Consider the following 16,527-nt stretch of genomic DNA (forward strand, 5'->3'; position numbering starts at 1 on the left):
GCGGCTTTGCCGTTTTTATAAGGAGTTTATATTATGGCAGAACAACTCTGGAAGGGTCGGTTTTCCAAGGCAGTGGACAGCCGCGTCAACGACTTCAACTCCTCCATCCGCTTCGACCAGCGGATGATCGCGCAGGATATGCGCGGCAGCGGCGTCCATGCCGCCATGCTGGCACGGCAGGGCATCATCTCGGAGCAGGACTGTGCGGACATCCTCAGCGGTCTGGCTTCCATCGCGGACGACCTGTCCAGCGGTGCGCTGACCATCGACCCCGCCGCCGAGGACGTGCACACCTTTGTGGAGCAGACCCTGACCGCCCGTATCGGGGATGCGGGCAAGCGGCTGCACACCGGCCGCAGCCGCAACGATCAGGTGGCGCTGGATATCCGCCTGACTTTGCGGGATTACAGCAAAACTTTGCAGGCTTACATCGTGGAGCTGGTGCGGGTGCTGTGCAAAAAGGCAGCGGAGAACACCGCCGCCGTCATGCCCGGCTACACCCACCTGCAGCGCGCCCAGCCCATCACCTTTGGCCACGCGCTGATGGCCTACGCTTCCATGCTGCTGCGCGACCTTGACCGCTTTGCGGACGCCACCGCCCGCATGGACAGCCAGTGCCCGCTGGGCTCTGGCGCACTGGCGGGCACCACCTACCCGCTGGACCGGGATTTCACCGCCGAAAAGCTGGGCTTTGCCGCCCCCTGCGCCAACAGTCTGGACGGCGTGTCCGACCGTGATTTCTGCATCGAGCTTGCAAGCGCCATCTCCATCTGCATGATGCACCTGTCCCGCCTTTCGGAGGAGATCATCCTGTGGTGCAGCTGGGAGTTCAAGTTCATTGAGCTGGACGATGCCTTTACCACCGGTTCGTCCATCATGCCCCAGAAGAAGAACCCGGATGTCACGGAGCTCATCCGCGGCAAGACCGGCCGGGTGTACGGCGACCTGAACACCCTGCTGGTGATGATGAAGGGCCTGCCGCTGGCCTACAACAAGGATATGCAGGAGGACAAGGAAGCCATCTTTGATGCAGTGGACACCTTGGAACTCTGCCTCAAGACCATCACCCCCATGCTGGATACCATGAAAACCCTGCCCGCCAATATGCGCCGCGCCGCCGCGAAGGGCTTTATCAACGCCACTGACTGCGCCGACTACCTGACCAAGAAGGGGATGCCCTTCCGGGATGCCTACAAGCTGACCGGCTGCATGGTGTCGGACTGTATTGCCGCCGACAAAACGCTGGAGGAACTGACCCTGACCCAGTTCCAGACCTACAGCCCGCTGTTTGAGGACGATATCTATGATGCCATCGACCTTGTGCACTGCTGCGAGGGACGCACCAGCTACGGCGGCCCCAGCGCCGCCAGCGTCCAGCGCCAGATCGTGCTGGCAACGGCGCGGCTGGACGCATGGGAGGAGGAGAACGCATGAAGGTAAAGGTGTTTATTGATGGCTCTTCCGGCACCACCGGCCTGCGCATCGCCGACCGTCTGGCCGAACGCCCGGAGATCGAACTGCTGTCCATCTCCGCCGAAGGGCGCAAGGACGTGCACGAGCGGGCAAAGGTCATCAATTCTGCCGACCTTGCCTTCCTCTGCCTGCCGGATGCGGCTTCTAAAGAAGTCATGCCCCTGCTGCGCCCGGACGTGAAGGTGCTGGACACCTCCACCGCCTTCCGCACCGATGCCGCATGGGACTACGGCTTCCCGGAGCTGAAGGGACAAAAGGAAAAAATTCAGAACTCTTACCGCGTGGCAGTGCCCGGCTGCTATGCCAGCGGCTTTATCAGCATCGCCCGCCCGCTGGTGGAGCTGGGGCTGGTGCCGCAAAGCTACCCCTTCAGCTGCACCGGCATCTCCGGCTACTCCGGCGGCGGCAAAAAGATGATCGCGGACTACGAAAGTCCCGACCGCCCGGCGCACAGCAAGCTGGATGCGCCCAAGAGCTACGGCCTGAGCCTTGGCCACAAGCACCTGCCGGAGATGCAGAAGATCAGTGGCCTTGCGCACACGCCGATGTTCGTGCCGGTGGTGTGTGACTACTACTGCGGGATGCAGGTGCTGGTGCCGCTGGATCTTACCCTTGCGGGCACGACTGCCGAGGCCGTGGCTGCCGCTCTTGCGGACTACTACAAGGACGCTGCCACCGTCAAGGTGCACGGCCTGAACGAGCCGCTGCCGGAAAACGGTCTGTACTCCAATGCCATGGCGGGCACCGACCGCATGGAGCTGTACCTGACCGTGAACGCCGCCGGAGATCAGATGATGCTGGTCTCGCTGTTTGATAATCTGGGCAAAGGCTCCTCCGGTGCCGCCGTCCAGTGCATGAACCTGATGCTGGGTCTGGAAGAGACCAAAGGGTTGGAATAAACTTGTTTTTCTTTGTGGGAAAGGAAAATCGTTATGCAGTATAAGGAAGTTGCGGGCGGCATCTGTGCGCCCAAGGGCTTTGCCGCCGCCGGTGTCCATTGCGGCATCCGGGCAAATCACAGCGAAAAATATGATCTGGCACTGATCAAGGCCGAGGTGCGCTGCGCTGCTGCGGGCGTGTACACCACCAACAAGGTCTGCGGTGCGCCCATCAAGGTGGACCGCGCCCATCTGGCAGATGGCTATGCACAGGCCATTGTGGTAAACAGCGGCAACGCCAACACCTGCGCCGCCAACGGCGTGGCGCTGGCTGAGGAGTGCTGCACACTGGTGGGCAAGGCGCTGAACATTGACGAAAAGGATGTTCTACCCGCCTCTACCGGCGTCATCGGCCAGCCCATGGTCATTGACCCCTTTGCCCGGGGCATCCCGGCGGCAGCGGAAAAGCTGGCTGCCACCGCGCAGGGCAGCACAGACGCTGCCACCGCCATCATGACCACCGACACCCATAAAAAGGAGTACGCCATTCAGTTCGAGCTGGGCGGCAAGGTGTGCACCGTGGGTGCTATCGGCAAGGGCAGCGGCATGATCGCTCCCAACATGGCTACCATGCTGGCGTTCTACACCACCGACGCCGCCGTCTCGCCCGCGCTGCTGGAAAAGGCGCTCAAGACCGTGGTGCCCGGCACCTATAACCAGATGAGCGTGGATCTGGATACCTCCACCAACGATACCCTGATCATTATGGCGTCCGGTCTGGCGGGCAACCCGGAGATCTGCGAAGAGAACGCGGACTACGCCGCTTTTGTGGCAGCGCTGACCGCCATTGCAGAGCACATGTGCGCCGAGCACGCCGGAGACGGCGAGGGCGCCACCCACCTCATTACCTGCGAGGTGACCCACGCGCCCGACCTGAAAACCGCCCGCGCCGTCAGCCGCAGCGTGGTCTGCTCCAACCTGTTCAAGGCGGCGGTCTTTGGCCGTGACGCCAACTGGGGACGCATCCTGTGCGCCATCGGCTACACCCCCGGCGATTTCTCCATTGATAAGGTCTGCGTGTGGCTTTCCAGCAAGGCGGGCGAGGTGTATGTGTGCGAGAACGCCGCTTACCACCCCTACAGCGAGGATGAAGCCGCCAAGGTGCTGGCAGAGCACGATATTCTGGTCAAGGTGGATATGGGCACCGGTGAGGCAAGCGCCAAGGCATGGGGCTGTGACCTGACCTACGACTATGTGAAGATCAACGGCGATTACAGAACCTGACAGGAGCGCGAAACAGATGAAAAACGAAGAAATGGCGCGGCTTTTTTCGGAGGCCACCCCTTATATCCAGAAGTACCATGGCAGAACCATGGTCATCAAGTACGGCGGCAACGCCATGATCAACGAGAGCTTGAAAAACGCCGTGATGAACGACCTTGTTACCCTGACGCTGCTGGGCGTGCGGGTGGTGCTGGTGCACGGCGGCGGCCCTGCCATCAACGAGATGCTGAAAAAGGTGGGCGTGGAGAGCCACTTTGCCAACGGTCTGCGGGTGACGGACGATGCCACCATGGAGATCGTGCAGCAGGTGCTGGCAGGTAAGGTGAACAAGGACCTTGTGGCAAAGCTGCGCGGGCGCGGTGTGGGTCTGTGCGGCATGGACGGACAGATGCTCCGCTGCACCGAGCTGGACCCCCAGCTGGGTCATGTGGGCGAGATCGTCCATGTGGATGCAACTCTGATCGAAAGCCTGCTGGACGGCGGCTTTATCCCGGTGATCGCCACCGTGGGTATGGACGACCTTGGGCAGGCGTACAACGTCAACGCCGACACCGCCGCGGCGCAGATCGCCATTGCCCTCAAGGCCGAAAAGCTGGTGTCCATGACCGATATCGCGGGTCTGCTGCGGGATAAGGAGGACGAGACCACCCTCATCCCCGAGGTGGAGGTGACCGAGATCGAGGGCTACAAGTCCGCCGGCATCATTGCGGGCGGCATGATCCCCAAGATCGGCGGCATGGCAGATGCCATCTATCAGGGCGTGCACGAGGCGGTCATCATTGATGGCCGGGTGCCGCACTCCATCCTGCTGGAACTGTTCTCTGACCGCGGCTCCGGTACCCGCTTCTATCGCCGCAGCCACCGCGAATAAAAAGATTGCGCAAGCGAAAAAGCAGTATTATAATAGAAAAAACGCTCCCTCCGGGGGAGCAGCGCATGCGCGGAACTTCTATTCACAGGAGGTACACCTATGGATTCTGAAAAAGTCATCAAGCGGGACAACGAGTACGTCCTGCACACCTATAACCGCAGCCCCGTCGTGCTGGAAAAGGGCCACGGGCTGTACGCCGAGGGCCCGGAGGGACAGAAGTATCTGGACTTCACCAGCGGCATCGGGGTGAACAGCCTTGGCTACTGCGACCTTGCTTGGGCAGAAGCCGTGTCCCAGCAGGCACACAAATTGCAGCACACCTCCAACCTCTACTATACCGCACCCTGCGGCAAGCTGGCCAAGAAGCTGTGCAAGCGCACCGGCATGAGTAAGGTGTTCTTCGGCAACTCCGGCGCCGAAGCCAACGAGGGAGCCATCAAGGCCGCCCGCAAGTACAGCGTAGACCATTACGGCAAGGACCGCTACAACGTCATCACGCTGGTCAACAGCTTCCATGGCCGCACCCTTGCCACCCTGACCGCCACCGGGCAGGAGGTGTTCCACAACTATTTCGGCCCCTTCAACGAAGGCTTCCAGTACGTCCCGGCGGGGGATATCGAGGCGCTGCGGGAGCTGGTAGACCGCCACACCTGCGCCGTGATGATGGAACTGATTCAGGGCGAGGGCGGCGTGATGGCGCTGGACCCGGACTATGTACAGGCCGTGCGCGCTTTGTGCGACGAAAAAGACCTTGTGCTCATCGTGGACGAGGTGCAGACCGGCGTAGGCCGCACCGGCACCTTCCTGTGCTGTGAGCACTATAACCTCAAGCCGGACATCGTCACCCTTGCCAAGGGGCTGGGCGGCGGCTTGCCCATCGGTGCGGTGCTGATGAATGAAAAGGTAGCCGAGGGCATGGGCCCCGGCACCCACGGCTCCACCTTTGGCGGCAACCCGGTGGTCTGCGCCGGTGCCAACGTGGTGGTGGATCGTCTGGATCAGAGCTTCCTTGCACAGGTCAGCGAGCGCGCCGTGCAGCTGCGCACCGGTCTGGCAAAGCTGCCCCACGTCAAGAACATTTCCGGCATCGGTCTGATGGTGGGCATCGAGTTCTTTGATGTACAGGCTGCGGATGTGCTGGCTGCCTGCCGTGAAAAGGGCTTGCTGGTGCTTACCGCCAAGACCCGGCTGCGTCTGCTGCCGCCGCTGACCGTCTCCGAGCACGAAGTAGACATGGCGCTGGAGGTGCTGGCCGAGGTGCTGGGCACGATGGAGCCGACGGCTCCGAAGGAGCAGGCATGAAAAATCTGCTGAAAATGAGCGACCTTTCCCCCGCCGAGCTGACCCACATTCTGGATGTGGCAGACCAGCTGAAAGCGGACTGCAAGGCAGGCCGCACCGCCCCGCTGCTGGCGGGCAAAAGCGTGGCGCTGCTGTTCTCTAAGGCATCCACCCGCACCCGCACCAGCTTTGAGGTGGGCGTGTACCAGATGGGCGGTCTTGGCAACTACATGAACACCGCCGAATTACAAGCCGGGCGCGGCGAGCCCCTGCGGGACACCGCCCGGGTGCTGGGGCGCTACTACGACTGCGCCGTCTGGCGCACCTACCGCCAGCGGGATTTGGAGGAGCTGGCAGAACTTTCCGGCATTCCGGTGATCAATGGCCTGACCGACTACGCCCACCCCTGTCAGGTGCTGGCAGACCTGATGACCATCCGGGAGCGTCGGGGCACACTGGCAGGGCTGAAGCTCTGCTTTGTGGGCGACGGCAGCAACATGGCAAACAGCCTGATCGTGGGCGGCCTTTTGGCGGGGATGCAGGTATCCTGCGTCTGTCCTCCGGGCTACCGCCCGGCAGCGGATGTGCTGATGTTTGCCCGCAAATACGGCAATGCCTTCCACCTGACCACCGACCCCGCCGAGGGCCTGCGGGACGCGGACGTCGTAGCTACCGCCGCGTGGAACACCACCGCCCCCGGCACTGCCGAGAGTGAGCAGCGTCTGCGGGATTTTGTGGGCTTTCAGCTCACCGGCCGTCTGCTGGAAAACGCCAAGCCGGACGCGCTGGTGCTGCACTGTCTGCCCGCCCACCGGGGCGAGGAGATCTCCACCGCCCTGTTCGAGCAGCACGCGGACGAGATCTTTGACGAAGCGGAGAACCGTCTGCACGTCCAGAAAGCCGTGCTTGCCGTTCTGCTGGCGGGCAAATAAAACGGTTTTGAATGCCCGCCGCGTGTGCTTTGGGCATCAAGAGCGGAAAGAATATTTTTATTGCAGTTCCGAAACGCCTGCGGAGTTTGGCGGGGCGAAGCCCCTCCATCTGCTAACGCAGACCACTCCGCTGCTTGAAAGCCCCACTGGGGCTTTCATTGCTACGCAACCGCCGCCTTTTCGGAACTGCTTTTTTACGGGAGGGGTGGCGGTGGAAAACCTCTCAGGCTCACATTCGTTCGCAGTCCCCTTTTTGCGCCCCAAAAGGGTGCGCAAGGGCTTTTTTAGGGCTTTTCGGGGCGATTCGATGCATTTCAGGGGTCATTCACGCAGAATTGCTCCACTTTTGCCGCCGTTCGTGGTATACTACGGGCACAGAGCAGAACTCTGTTCAATATGCCATTCTCATAATTCCTATAGAGCAGAAAACCGTCCGGTAACCGCAAACCGGGCGGTTTTCTGTTTTTGCGGGTGCGTGTGGTGCACCGGGTCGTTTCAGCGCATTTGCGGGGCGATTCGTGCCCAAAACCGTCCAAAGCGGGCAAAACGTGGTACACTGGGTACAACAAAAAACGCCCGGCTTGGAAGGGCGACTGAAAAGGAGAGGATCTTATGCAAAAACGGCTCATCAGCATGGTTCTGGCGCTGAGCATGGCACTGACCGCAATGCCGCTGCCCGCCCTTGCCCAGAGCGCCCCGCCCGACACCGCCAGTGCTGCCGCACTGGCAGAGGAAAACGGCGATGTCACCGATATCTATACAGACGACAACTCTAGCAAGCCCTACGGCGATCTCTTCGGCAACAGCAACGGCAGTTGGTCCTACGATGAGACCAGCAATACGCTCACTCTGGTAGACGGCACCTTCCGGCTCCACCATTATAGTTACAGCAGCTCCAATAATTACAGCAAATTGAACGTGAAGATCGAGCCCAATGCCACCCTGCAGGAGGCGCGGATCGGCTCGGAATACCATAACGGCTATACCGTGACCAACGCGGGCACCATCTCCGGCGGCACCTTCTACGGCAAGGTGATCTGTGAAGCCGGGGCTGTCATCAGCGGCGGCACCTTTAAAGGAAATGCCATTGTTAATGCTGCGGGCGGCGAGGTCACCATTGAAGATGGCACCTTTGAAGAGGGGAGTTATACCAGCGGCGTGACCGTTAAAGCAGCGGGTACCCTTACCATCAACGGCGGCACCTTTAAGGGCAAGCGCACCTGCTCCGTGGATATCGACAATTGTGAAAAGATCGTCATCAACGGCGGCAGCTTTGAAAGCTCGCTCACGGATCTTAAAAGGACAACGGAAATCATCATCAATGGCGGTCTGTTCAACGACAAGCTGTATGTTGCAGAAGATAAATGTACCGTCAACGGCGGTCTGTTCACCACTGAAGATGACCCGCTGCCCGAGGGCGCAGCCGTCAACGGCGGCTACTTTGTGACAGACCGCGATGGCCTTGCAGCCATCGATGCAGCCAGTGCTCCGGTGTACGCCCCTGTCGCAGTGGCAGCGGACGGCACGGTGAACGAGTGGTCGGCAGATGCTTATAGTACTCTCTATGTCGCTCCCAATACCAGTGTCACCCTGAAGCCCACCTGCAAGCTGGAAAGTGTTTTCAGCGGCGACGACAAGCTGAGCTATAAAGCCAAGGACGGCGCGGTCAGCTTTACTGTGGGCACGGAAGCTGTCCAGCTCAACAGTGTCACTTTGGAAGAACTGGTCATTGAAAAGAACGGCTTCCCCAAGGGTACGGACGGCGGCGTCTACGGTGCCAAGGGCAACGGCTGGTCCTTTGAACCGAACCACAAGCACGCAGAACTGTTTACAAACGATGTCCCCACCCTGACCATCGAGAAGGACGCTGTGCTGGACTTCGACAAGGTGACAAATAAGGCCGGTACAGTAAAATTTGCGGTTGAAAACTACGGCACCTTCAGCGGTATGCTGAACTCCACCCGGTATGTGTACAATAGGGAGGGCGGCGTCATCACGGATGCCAAGCTGAACAGCGCGCAGAGCCTTTACAATGACGGCCTTGTGGAGGACTCGGTGCTGTGCTTTGACTACATCGGCAACGGCTGGCGCGAAACGGCACAGCCCGCTACTATTCGCAATTCTGCGCTGGATATCACCGGCTGGCTGCTGGCCAACAGCTCTACCCACAAGGCTGTGCTGGACGGCTGCTATAACAGTGCCGGTTACACCGGCACTGCCGTGATCAAAAACGGCGGCACGGTCGAAAACAGCAAGAACACCCTGAAGCTGCCGGTGAAAAATACGGCCGGCTATGACGGCAACGCAGAGCCCTACCAGCCCATCATTGACGGCGGCGAGTGCACCGTTGTCTATAATGAGGGCGGCATCATTCAGAATAACCCCATCATCCACGCGCTGGTGGCAAAGGAACCCAAAGACCTGAACGGCGCTGCGGATTACTACACCCTGAACTACACTGCACCGGAAGATGCCGAGTACGCTAAAAAATACATCAACGGCATCAATGGCATGATGGAGGGTGTTTGGGACGCAGAAACCTCCACCCTTTACGTTGACACCGATCTGAACACCATCTCGGTCATCACCCACGCGCCCATCAAGAGCGTGAACGGCGTAGCTTATAGCGGCTCTGTGCGCTATGATACAGAGCGCTACACCAGCACCATCGACCTGAGCAAGTATAACATCCCGCAGACCCATATCCTCAATCTGAGCGCCACCGGCGAGGGCGCGGCAGAGCTGCCGCCGGCAGACCCCGCAGACTTTACCTTTGCCCTGCCCACCGACCTGACCTATGACGGCAACCCCAAGAGAGTGGAAGTGGACGTGAAGGACAGCGCCACCAAGGAATACGGCGCTGTTACCGTGACCTACAAGCAGAATGGTGTAGCGCTGAGCGGTGCTCCCGTTGAGCCGGGCACTTACACCTTTACCGCGAATGTAGCAGCTACCGCTACCTGTGCGGGCGGTGATGTGACCCCGCAGTATAACACGTTTACCATCCAGAAGGCTGCACTGAACCCCGCAGACTTTACCGTGACAGAGCCCACTGACCTGACCTATAACGGCAGCGCCAAGGAAGTAACCGTTAAGAACACCAGTGATAAGGACTACGGCGAGATCACCGTGACCTACAAGCAGGATGGTGAAGCACTGAACGGTGCTCCTACTGAACCGGGCGAATACAGCTATACCGTCACCGCCGCAGGCAGCGCACGGTATGTGGGCGGCACTGTTAAAACAGGCTCGTTCCGCATTACAAAAACAGGCACGACCGACCCCGAACCGGAAAAGACCTATCAGCTTACCGTTGCCGGTGCGGACATCACTCTGCCCGAGGATGCAGACGCAAGCGCCCTGAAAGCAGGACAGCTGGTCAGCCTGACCGCTTACCCGGACACCGACACCGTGCACTTTGCCCAGTGGGTAGTGAGCGGCGCTGACGGCGCACTGAGCCCGGCAGACCTGATGGATGCCGCAGACGAACCGCTGACAGAGGATGCCTTTAAGCAGCGCACCCTGACCTTCAAGATGCCCGCAAAGAGCCTGACGATCACCGCCGAGACCGCCACGGTGGAGCAGCCAGAGCAGCCGCCGGAGGAGGACAGCACCGAGTACAGCCCGCTGCAAACGGTGGGCATTCTGGCTGGTACAACGGCAATGTTTGCTGGCTGCGCAGTGATCGGCTACGAGGCCGTTACCGGCAGCATCCTTGTAGACCTGCTGCCCAAGGGCACGGCCATCCCGAGCACCCGGGAGCAGCTGGCAGTGCTGCTGTGGAGCACCGCAGGCAAACCTGAACCCACTGCACCCGCTGTTTACAGCGATGTAGCCGAGCCTGAGACCGCCAAGGCAGCCCGCTGGGCTGTGGAGGCCGGGCTGCTGCCCGACATGGGCGAGGGCGTCTTTACGCCCGGCAAGCGTGTGACCAAAGTACAGGTCATCCGTGCTTGGAGCCAGCTGAAAAAGCTGGGTCTGGCGAAATAACCATTGCCATCTCCCGATCGATCCTTTCCAATAAGCACAGCAAGGCCGTCCGGCGAATGCCGGACGGCCTTGTTGTGTTGTGTAGGAGGGGATTCCCCGCAGCGCCGCCGCTTCCGCAGGAAGCAGGCGCTGTAAATGCCGTTTGCCATTACGACCCCACCCGTGAAAATGGGATAGCGGAGCGTCCGCAGACGCTCCGCTATCCCGAAAATTAAAATAATTCTTCCGCTGAATATGCCCAAAGCGCAGCGGAGGGCATTTCAAATCGTCTCCACCCCGGGACACCCGGCGGCGCGCCATGCGGCGCACAGCACCTCTTTTTCCGGCTTGGAGAGCTTTTTCAGGGCGGCTTCCCGGCGCAGGGCGGCGCGTTTGTCCGCGCAGCGCTCTAGATAGGCAAAGCCCACCGCGCCGTGGGCGCGGGTGTAGCGGGCACCTTTGCCGCTCTGGTGCGCTTTCAGCCGGGCGGCGGGGTGGTTCGTCCAACCGGTGTACAGCTGCCCGCCGGTGCAGCGCACCATGTAGACGTAGGCGGCGTCAGGCAAGGCGTCCATTGTTTTTCAGCACCTGACGGCAGGCGGCAAGGGCGGTCTCCTTGTCCTTGGCGGTGATGAGAAAACGGCTGGCGTGGCAGAAGCTGATGCCCGGGATACCGCTCTTCTGCTCGATGACCTCCTGCGGCTGTCCCGCCCAAGACTGGGGGAAGGGCAGCTTGGACTTTTTGGTCTTGTGGTCGGTGACGCACTGGGCGCTCCACCCGCCGCGCTGGCTGGGGTACACCACAAACAGAGCGTCGGTCTTGTACAGGCCGTTTTTCCACGGCAGATAGCAGGGCAGCACCACGATGCCGTCGCGGGAGTTGCGGTAGGCCTGCTGTACTTTTTCGTCCGCGCGGTTCACGGCGTTGGCGCTGTCGATCTGGTTTTCCAAGATCTGCTTTGCCACAGCCACCGCCTTGAAAAAGCAGCTGTCCTGATCCTCCTTGGAGTCCCACACCGGATTGAAAAAGCCAATGGCATCGCACAGGCTGTTCTGCTCGCCGGTGTTGTCGTTCAGGTCCAGCGGCTGGATGAAGTTTTCGTCGATGAGCCGCGCCTGCCGCTCGCCCACAAGGCCGGGCCCAAGCACCCGCCACAGCAGACCAAAGGCTGCGTAGGGCACGCCGTTTGCGCGGTACTCCCGGGGCTCCTGATGGTGGTCGAACATCCCAAAGCCGATATCGTACACGATGCCGTCAAAATCGTCAGGTACGGTAAAGCCGCGGGTGATCTTGATATCCGGGCGCAGAATTTGCAATAGCGCCGTAGCAAACACGTCATCGGCATGGAACTTGCCGGCGTGGGTAAAACCGTTTGCGGGAATTTTCATGGATTTGATACCTCTTCTTTACTTTCAGATACACCTTAGTTTTGTCTGGTATCAGTATAGCACAATCCCGCCCGTGGGACAACAAAAAGGAACGGCAGCGCCGCCGTTCCTTTTGTGCGGGACGATTTGGAATGCGCTCCGCGTCTTACGGGTTGCGGCACCCAGCATCCGCATCGTGCCTTGGGCGGCACTTGCGTCTTGCTGGCCGCTGCCCCAACAACTCCTCCCTGTTTCCGCCACTGGCGGCGGTCGTCGTCGTTGCTGCGCATCAATAGCGGAAGAATTATTTTTATTTCGGGATAGCGGAGCGTCTGCGGACGCTCCGCTATCCCATTTTCACGAGAGGGGACGCAGCGGAAAACTGCATTTAATATTCTTTCTCTGTGAAAAAGGGGTTCAGGAAAGTCCGCAGACTTTCCTGAACCCCGAAATTAAAAAGATATCTTCCTCTGAATATGCGCAGAGCAACGCGGAGCGCATTTTCAATCATTTGGCATTTGCGTTACAGCGCCGAATAGCCGAAGCTGTTCACCAGCGCGTCAATGTGCTGCCCGGCCTTGCACAGGGGGCAGTCGCGGGAGTCGAAGCTGGCGTAATCCGGCAGACTGGTGGGGTCGAAGATGGAGGTGACCGGGTAGCCAAGGCACTCGTGGGTGGTGGCAAAAATCGCCGAAAGCCCTGCCACGATGCCGCCGTAGTAGTTTACGGCTTCTACGGCTGCCTGAATGGTGTAGCCGGTGGTGATGGATGCCGCCAGAATGAGGACGTGCTTGCCCTTGACCATGGGAGCAAGATTGTCCCGCAGAATGATCTGGCTGCCGGAGGTGTATTCCGGCGTGACGATGTAGATGGTCTTGTGGGCGTTCATATTGGTAAAGCCGTCCTTGGTCAGCTCGTTGGCAAGGCAGGTGCCAATGACCTGTGTGCCGTCCAAGCAGAGCACGGTATCCACGATGGTGCTGTGCTGGTAAGCGCTGACCAGCTCCTTTGCCACGGCCTTGGCCTCGGAAAGGCGGGTCTTTTGGGTGGTCACGTCGATGTAATAGTTGATGTGGCTGTGGCTGGTGGCAAAATGTCCCTTGGCCACCCGCAGGAACAGTTCGCTTTTGCTGGTGGGAAGCTTGACCATGTTGATCATTGTACAGCACTCCTTTTTTCACCGGGCGCAGCTGCGCCGCAAAATACAAAACAGCGCGGCGACCTATTTTGATCGCAGCGCTTATTTTTCTTCTCTGCTTCTTTATTGTACTGAAAAATGCCGCTGTGCACAAGACACAAACCTGACGAAAAACCTTGCTTTTTTACAGACATATCGCCGAAAACTTGGATGCAAAGGCCGCTGCCGCCCGGAATGCCGCACCGCAAAAGGGGCACAGCGGCAAGACCGGTACTGCGGCAGGGGAGGAACACACTTTTTTGCGCAACACGGAAAATTTTACAAAAAGGGACTGGTATTTTTGCGGGTTTTGAGTATAATATAAGAGATAGTTCAAATTTGAAGTAAAAGGAGAATCACTTCCATGGCACAGGCAAAACAGGATATGGGCTCTGGCAGCGTAAAAAAGCTGATGCTGCAGCTCATGATCCCGGCGGTCGTTGCACAGGTGGTCAACCTGCTGTATAACATCGTGGACCGCATTTACATCGGACATATTGCCGGCATCGGCGCGGCAGCGCTGACCGGCGTGGGACTGTTCACCCCCATCCTTATGCTGCTGAACGCATTCGCCATGCTGGTGGGCGCGGGCGGCGCACCCCGCACCGCCATTGCGCTGGGGCAGGGCGACAAGGAGCAGGCAGAGAAGATCATCTCCAACAGCTTTACCATGCTGCTGCTCTTCTCGGTGGTGCTGACCGTGGTGTTCTACGCCGGAGCGCCCACCCTGCTGCGGCTCTTTGGTGCCAGTGACGCCACCCTGCCCTATGCGCTGGCGTACAGCCGCATCTACATTCTGGGCTCGGTGTTTGTGCTGCTGGTGCTGGGCATGAACCCCTTCATCACCACGCAGGGCTTTGCCAAGACCAGTATGCTTACCACCGTCATCGGTGCGGTCATCAACATTATTCTCGATCCCATCCTGATCTTTGGTCTGGGGCTGGGCGTGCGGGGCGCTGCCATTGCCACCGTGCTCAGTCAGGCTGTGGGCGCGGTGTGGATCCTGCACTTCCTCACCGGCAAAAAGACCATCCTGCGCCTGCGCAAGGACTGTATGCGCCCGGAAAAGAAGGTCATCCTGCCGGTGATGGCGCTGGGCATCTCCACCTTTGTGATGATGTCCACCGAAAGCCTGCTGTCCATCAGTTTCAGCTCCAGTCTGGCGCGGTACGGCGGCGACGTGGCTGTGGGTGCCATGACCGTCATCACCAGCGCTTCCCAGCTGTGCACCCTGCCCATTCAGGGCATCTGTCAGGGCGGTCAGCCGGTAATGAGCTTCAATTTCGGCGCGGGCAAAAAGCTCCGCGTCAAGGAGGCGTTCCGCTTCCAGCTGCTGCTGTGCGGCTGCTACACCTGCCTGTTCTGGCTGCTCATGATGCTGGCGCCGGGGGCTGTGGCGGGCATCTTCACCTCGGATACGGCGCTGATCGACTACACCACATGGTCCATGCGCATCTACATGGCAGGTATCTTTGCCATGGGCTTCCAGATCGCCTGCCAGCAGAGCTTTATGGCGCTGGGTCAGGCCAAGGTCAGCCTGCTTCTGGCCTGCCTGCGCAAGATCATTTTGCTGATCCCGCTCATCTTCATTCTGCCGCACCTGCTGCCGGACCCGGTGTTCGGCGTCTTTCTGGCAGAGCCGGTCAGCGATATTCTGGCCGCCACCATTACCACCATCACCTTCTTCTCCCGCTTCAACGGTATTCTGGAACGGGGCGCTGCAAAGGTATAACGCATACGATTGGAATGCGCTCCGCTGCGCTCTGCGCATAATCAGCGGAAAAACTATTTTTAATAGAACAATGCCGGAGCGTCTGCGGACGCTCCGGCATTGTATTTTCACAGGAGGGGTCGTAATGACAAACGGCATTTGCGCCGCGCACTCCCAATTACTTTTCAGCTACTGCCGCCTCCGGCTCACCCAGAGCCAGCACCTTCGTCAGCTCGGCCTGCACCTTGGCGTTGGTGGCATCGGTGACGGCCAGCACATCGGAATAGAACTTTTCCATCTCGTCACGGGTGGAGAAGGTGGCCACATACATCTGGTTGCCCATGGCACCGGACAGTGCCTCGGGGATGCGGTCCACCATGCGCATGTTGTCCTGATACTTCTGCATCAGCTGCTCGTGGCTGTAAACGAAGCTCTTGCCGTCCCGGCGGCCGGCAAAGGCGCAATAGTAGTGCTCCCCCACCGGCATATCGGTGCCGCCGAAGGCGATCATGTCCGCCCAGATCTTGTACACGTTGGTGGAGCGGGCAAAGTCGATCATGTCCGGGGTAAAGCCGCCGCAGGGGCGCATGTTGACCTCCAGCGCCACGAGCTGGCCTTTTTTGCCCATGCTGGCCTGATCCTCGGTCATGCGGAAGAACTCGAAGTGGACAAAGCGGCTCTTCACCCCAAAGCTCTTGACGGCGGCACGGCCTGCGGCGCGGGTGTCCTCCGGCAGATCCTTAATGATGTAGTAGATGGAGTTGTCATCGTTGTTCACGATGTCCATGATGGACACCGGGCTTACGTTGCCCGCCTCAAAGATGGGGTTGCCGTGGGCGTCGATGATGGCATCGTAGCTGTTCACCTCGGCGCGGACGAACTCCTCCATGATGTAGGCCACATCCGGGTGCTCTTTTTCCTTGTAGGCCAGAAATGCCTCCAGCTCCTTGTCGGTGGAAAGGCGGTGGGTATCCGAAGCACCCACGCCGTTGTCCGGCTTGACCACCACCGGGTAGCCCACCTGTTCCACAAAGGCCTTGCAGCCCGCAAGGTCGTCTACCATGTGGTAGCGGGCGGTGGCGATCCCGGCCTTCTGATAGTACTCCTTCATCTTGCTCTTGTACTTGATGCGGGGCATATCAGAGGTCTGGAAGCCGCTGGTAATGTGGAAATCGGTGCGCAGGGCGGCATCCCGCTCCAGCCAGTATTCATTGTTGGACTCCAGCCAGTCGATGCGGCCATACTTGAAGGTGAAAAAGGCCACGGCGCGGTATACCTCGTCGTAGTTTTCCAGACTGTTCACCTTGTAGTATTCGTTCAGGCTTGCCTTCAGTTCGGGCTTCAGCTCCTCGTAGGGCTGGTCGCCGATGCCCAGCACGTTCAGGCCGTTGTTTTTCAGCTCCCGGCAGAACTGCCAGTAGTTCGTGGGGAAGTTGGGGGAGATAAAAATAAAGTTCTGCATAGTATTTGTTGATTCCTCTTTCCGTTACCTCTATGATTGCAATGCCCCTGCGGGGCGGGACAGACTTTAATATTGGGAAACAACGGCGCGTCCATGGACGCGCCGTTGTTTCGTTTTCACG

The 16,527-nt window shown here is 59.5% G+C and carries 13 protein-coding genes; 9 read left to right on the forward strand and 4 right to left on the reverse strand.

Features of this window, described 5'->3' with window-relative positions:
* The first annotated feature begins 33 nt into the window (after window positions 1–33).
* From argH to MTP36_RS01180, 7 genes are all read left to right on the forward strand, one after another.
* The gene (gene argH, locus MTP36_RS01150) at window positions 34–1,434 is read left to right on the forward strand and encodes an argininosuccinate lyase (RefSeq protein WP_097779399.1); all 1,401 of its coding nucleotides are present in this window, start codon (window positions 34–36) and stop codon (window positions 1,432–1,434) included.
* On the forward strand, window positions 1,431–2,372 hold the full coding sequence (gene argC / locus MTP36_RS01155; protein ID WP_005925346.1) for an N-acetyl-gamma-glutamyl-phosphate reductase: 942 nt from the start codon (window positions 1,431–1,433) through the stop codon (window positions 2,370–2,372). Before argH ends, argC begins: the two co-directional genes overlap by 4 nt.
* Before the next feature lie 33 nt (window positions 2,373–2,405).
* Entirely contained in the window at window positions 2,406–3,635 is a 1,230-nt protein-coding gene (gene argJ, locus MTP36_RS01160; protein WP_249252912.1) for a bifunctional glutamate N-acetyltransferase/amino-acid acetyltransferase ArgJ, read from the forward strand.
* Window positions 3,636–3,651: 16 nt separating this feature from the next.
* Window positions 3,652–4,506: an acetylglutamate kinase gene (argB, locus tag MTP36_RS01165; RefSeq protein WP_055186682.1), complete on the forward strand. Its 855-nt coding sequence runs from the start codon at window positions 3,652–3,654 to the stop codon at window positions 4,504–4,506.
* A 99-nt stretch (window positions 4,507–4,605) separates the two neighbouring features.
* Entirely contained in the window at window positions 4,606–5,808 is a 1,203-nt protein-coding gene (locus tag MTP36_RS01170) for an aspartate aminotransferase family protein (RefSeq protein WP_249252914.1), read from the forward strand.
* The gene (gene argF / locus MTP36_RS01175) at window positions 5,805–6,719 is read left to right on the forward strand and encodes an ornithine carbamoyltransferase (protein WP_249252916.1); all 915 of its coding nucleotides are present in this window, start codon (window positions 5,805–5,807) and stop codon (window positions 6,717–6,719) included. The genes MTP36_RS01170 and argF overlap by 4 nt, the downstream gene beginning before the upstream one ends.
* 612 nt (window positions 6,720–7,331) lie before the next feature.
* The gene (locus MTP36_RS01180; protein WP_249252918.1) at window positions 7,332–10,709 is read left to right on the forward strand and encodes a hypothetical protein; all 3,378 of its coding nucleotides are present in this window, start codon (window positions 7,332–7,334) and stop codon (window positions 10,707–10,709) included.
* 260 nt (window positions 10,710–10,969) lie between these two features.
* Here the strand turns inward: MTP36_RS01180 and MTP36_RS01185 are convergent, their stop codons facing one another.
* From MTP36_RS01185 to MTP36_RS01195, 3 genes are all read right to left on the reverse strand, one after another.
* Window positions 10,970–11,263, reverse strand: a complete 294-nt coding sequence (locus MTP36_RS01185; protein ID WP_249252919.1) for a GIY-YIG nuclease family protein — start codon at window positions 11,261–11,263, stop codon at window positions 10,970–10,972.
* Entirely contained in the window at window positions 11,247–12,077 is an 831-nt protein-coding gene (locus MTP36_RS01190) for an MYG1 family protein (protein ID WP_005925370.1), read from the reverse strand. The genes MTP36_RS01185 and MTP36_RS01190 overlap by 17 nt, the downstream gene beginning before the upstream one ends.
* A gap of 502 nt (window positions 12,078–12,579) precedes the next feature.
* Window positions 12,580–13,215 (reverse strand): phosphoribosyltransferase, encoded by a 636-nt coding sequence (locus MTP36_RS01195; RefSeq protein ID WP_055186688.1) that lies wholly within the window; start codon window positions 13,213–13,215, stop codon window positions 12,580–12,582.
* Between MTP36_RS01195 and MTP36_RS01200 the strand changes: the two genes are divergently transcribed.
* Both MTP36_RS01200 and MTP36_RS01205 read left to right on the forward strand, forming a co-directional pair.
* Window positions 13,205–13,558 (forward strand): hypothetical protein, encoded by a 354-nt coding sequence (locus MTP36_RS01200; protein ID WP_249252921.1) that lies wholly within the window; start codon window positions 13,205–13,207, stop codon window positions 13,556–13,558. The genes MTP36_RS01195 and MTP36_RS01200 overlap by 11 nt on opposite strands.
* Before the next feature lie 39 nt (window positions 13,559–13,597).
* On the forward strand, window positions 13,598–14,965 hold the full coding sequence (locus MTP36_RS01205; RefSeq protein WP_249252922.1) for an MATE family efflux transporter: 1,368 nt from the start codon (window positions 13,598–13,600) through the stop codon (window positions 14,963–14,965).
* A gap of 157 nt (window positions 14,966–15,122) precedes the next feature.
* Here MTP36_RS01205 and MTP36_RS01210 read toward each other — a convergent pair whose 3' ends face one another.
* Entirely contained in the window at window positions 15,123–16,406 is a 1,284-nt protein-coding gene (locus MTP36_RS01210; protein ID WP_249252924.1) for an ATP-grasp domain-containing protein, read from the reverse strand.
* Window positions 16,407–16,527: the final 121 nt, after the last annotated feature.

It is taken from the genome of Faecalibacterium sp. I4-1-79, assembly GCF_023347235.1.
GTDB classification, from domain to species: Bacteria; Bacillota; Clostridia; order Oscillospirales; family Ruminococcaceae; genus Faecalibacterium; species Faecalibacterium tardum.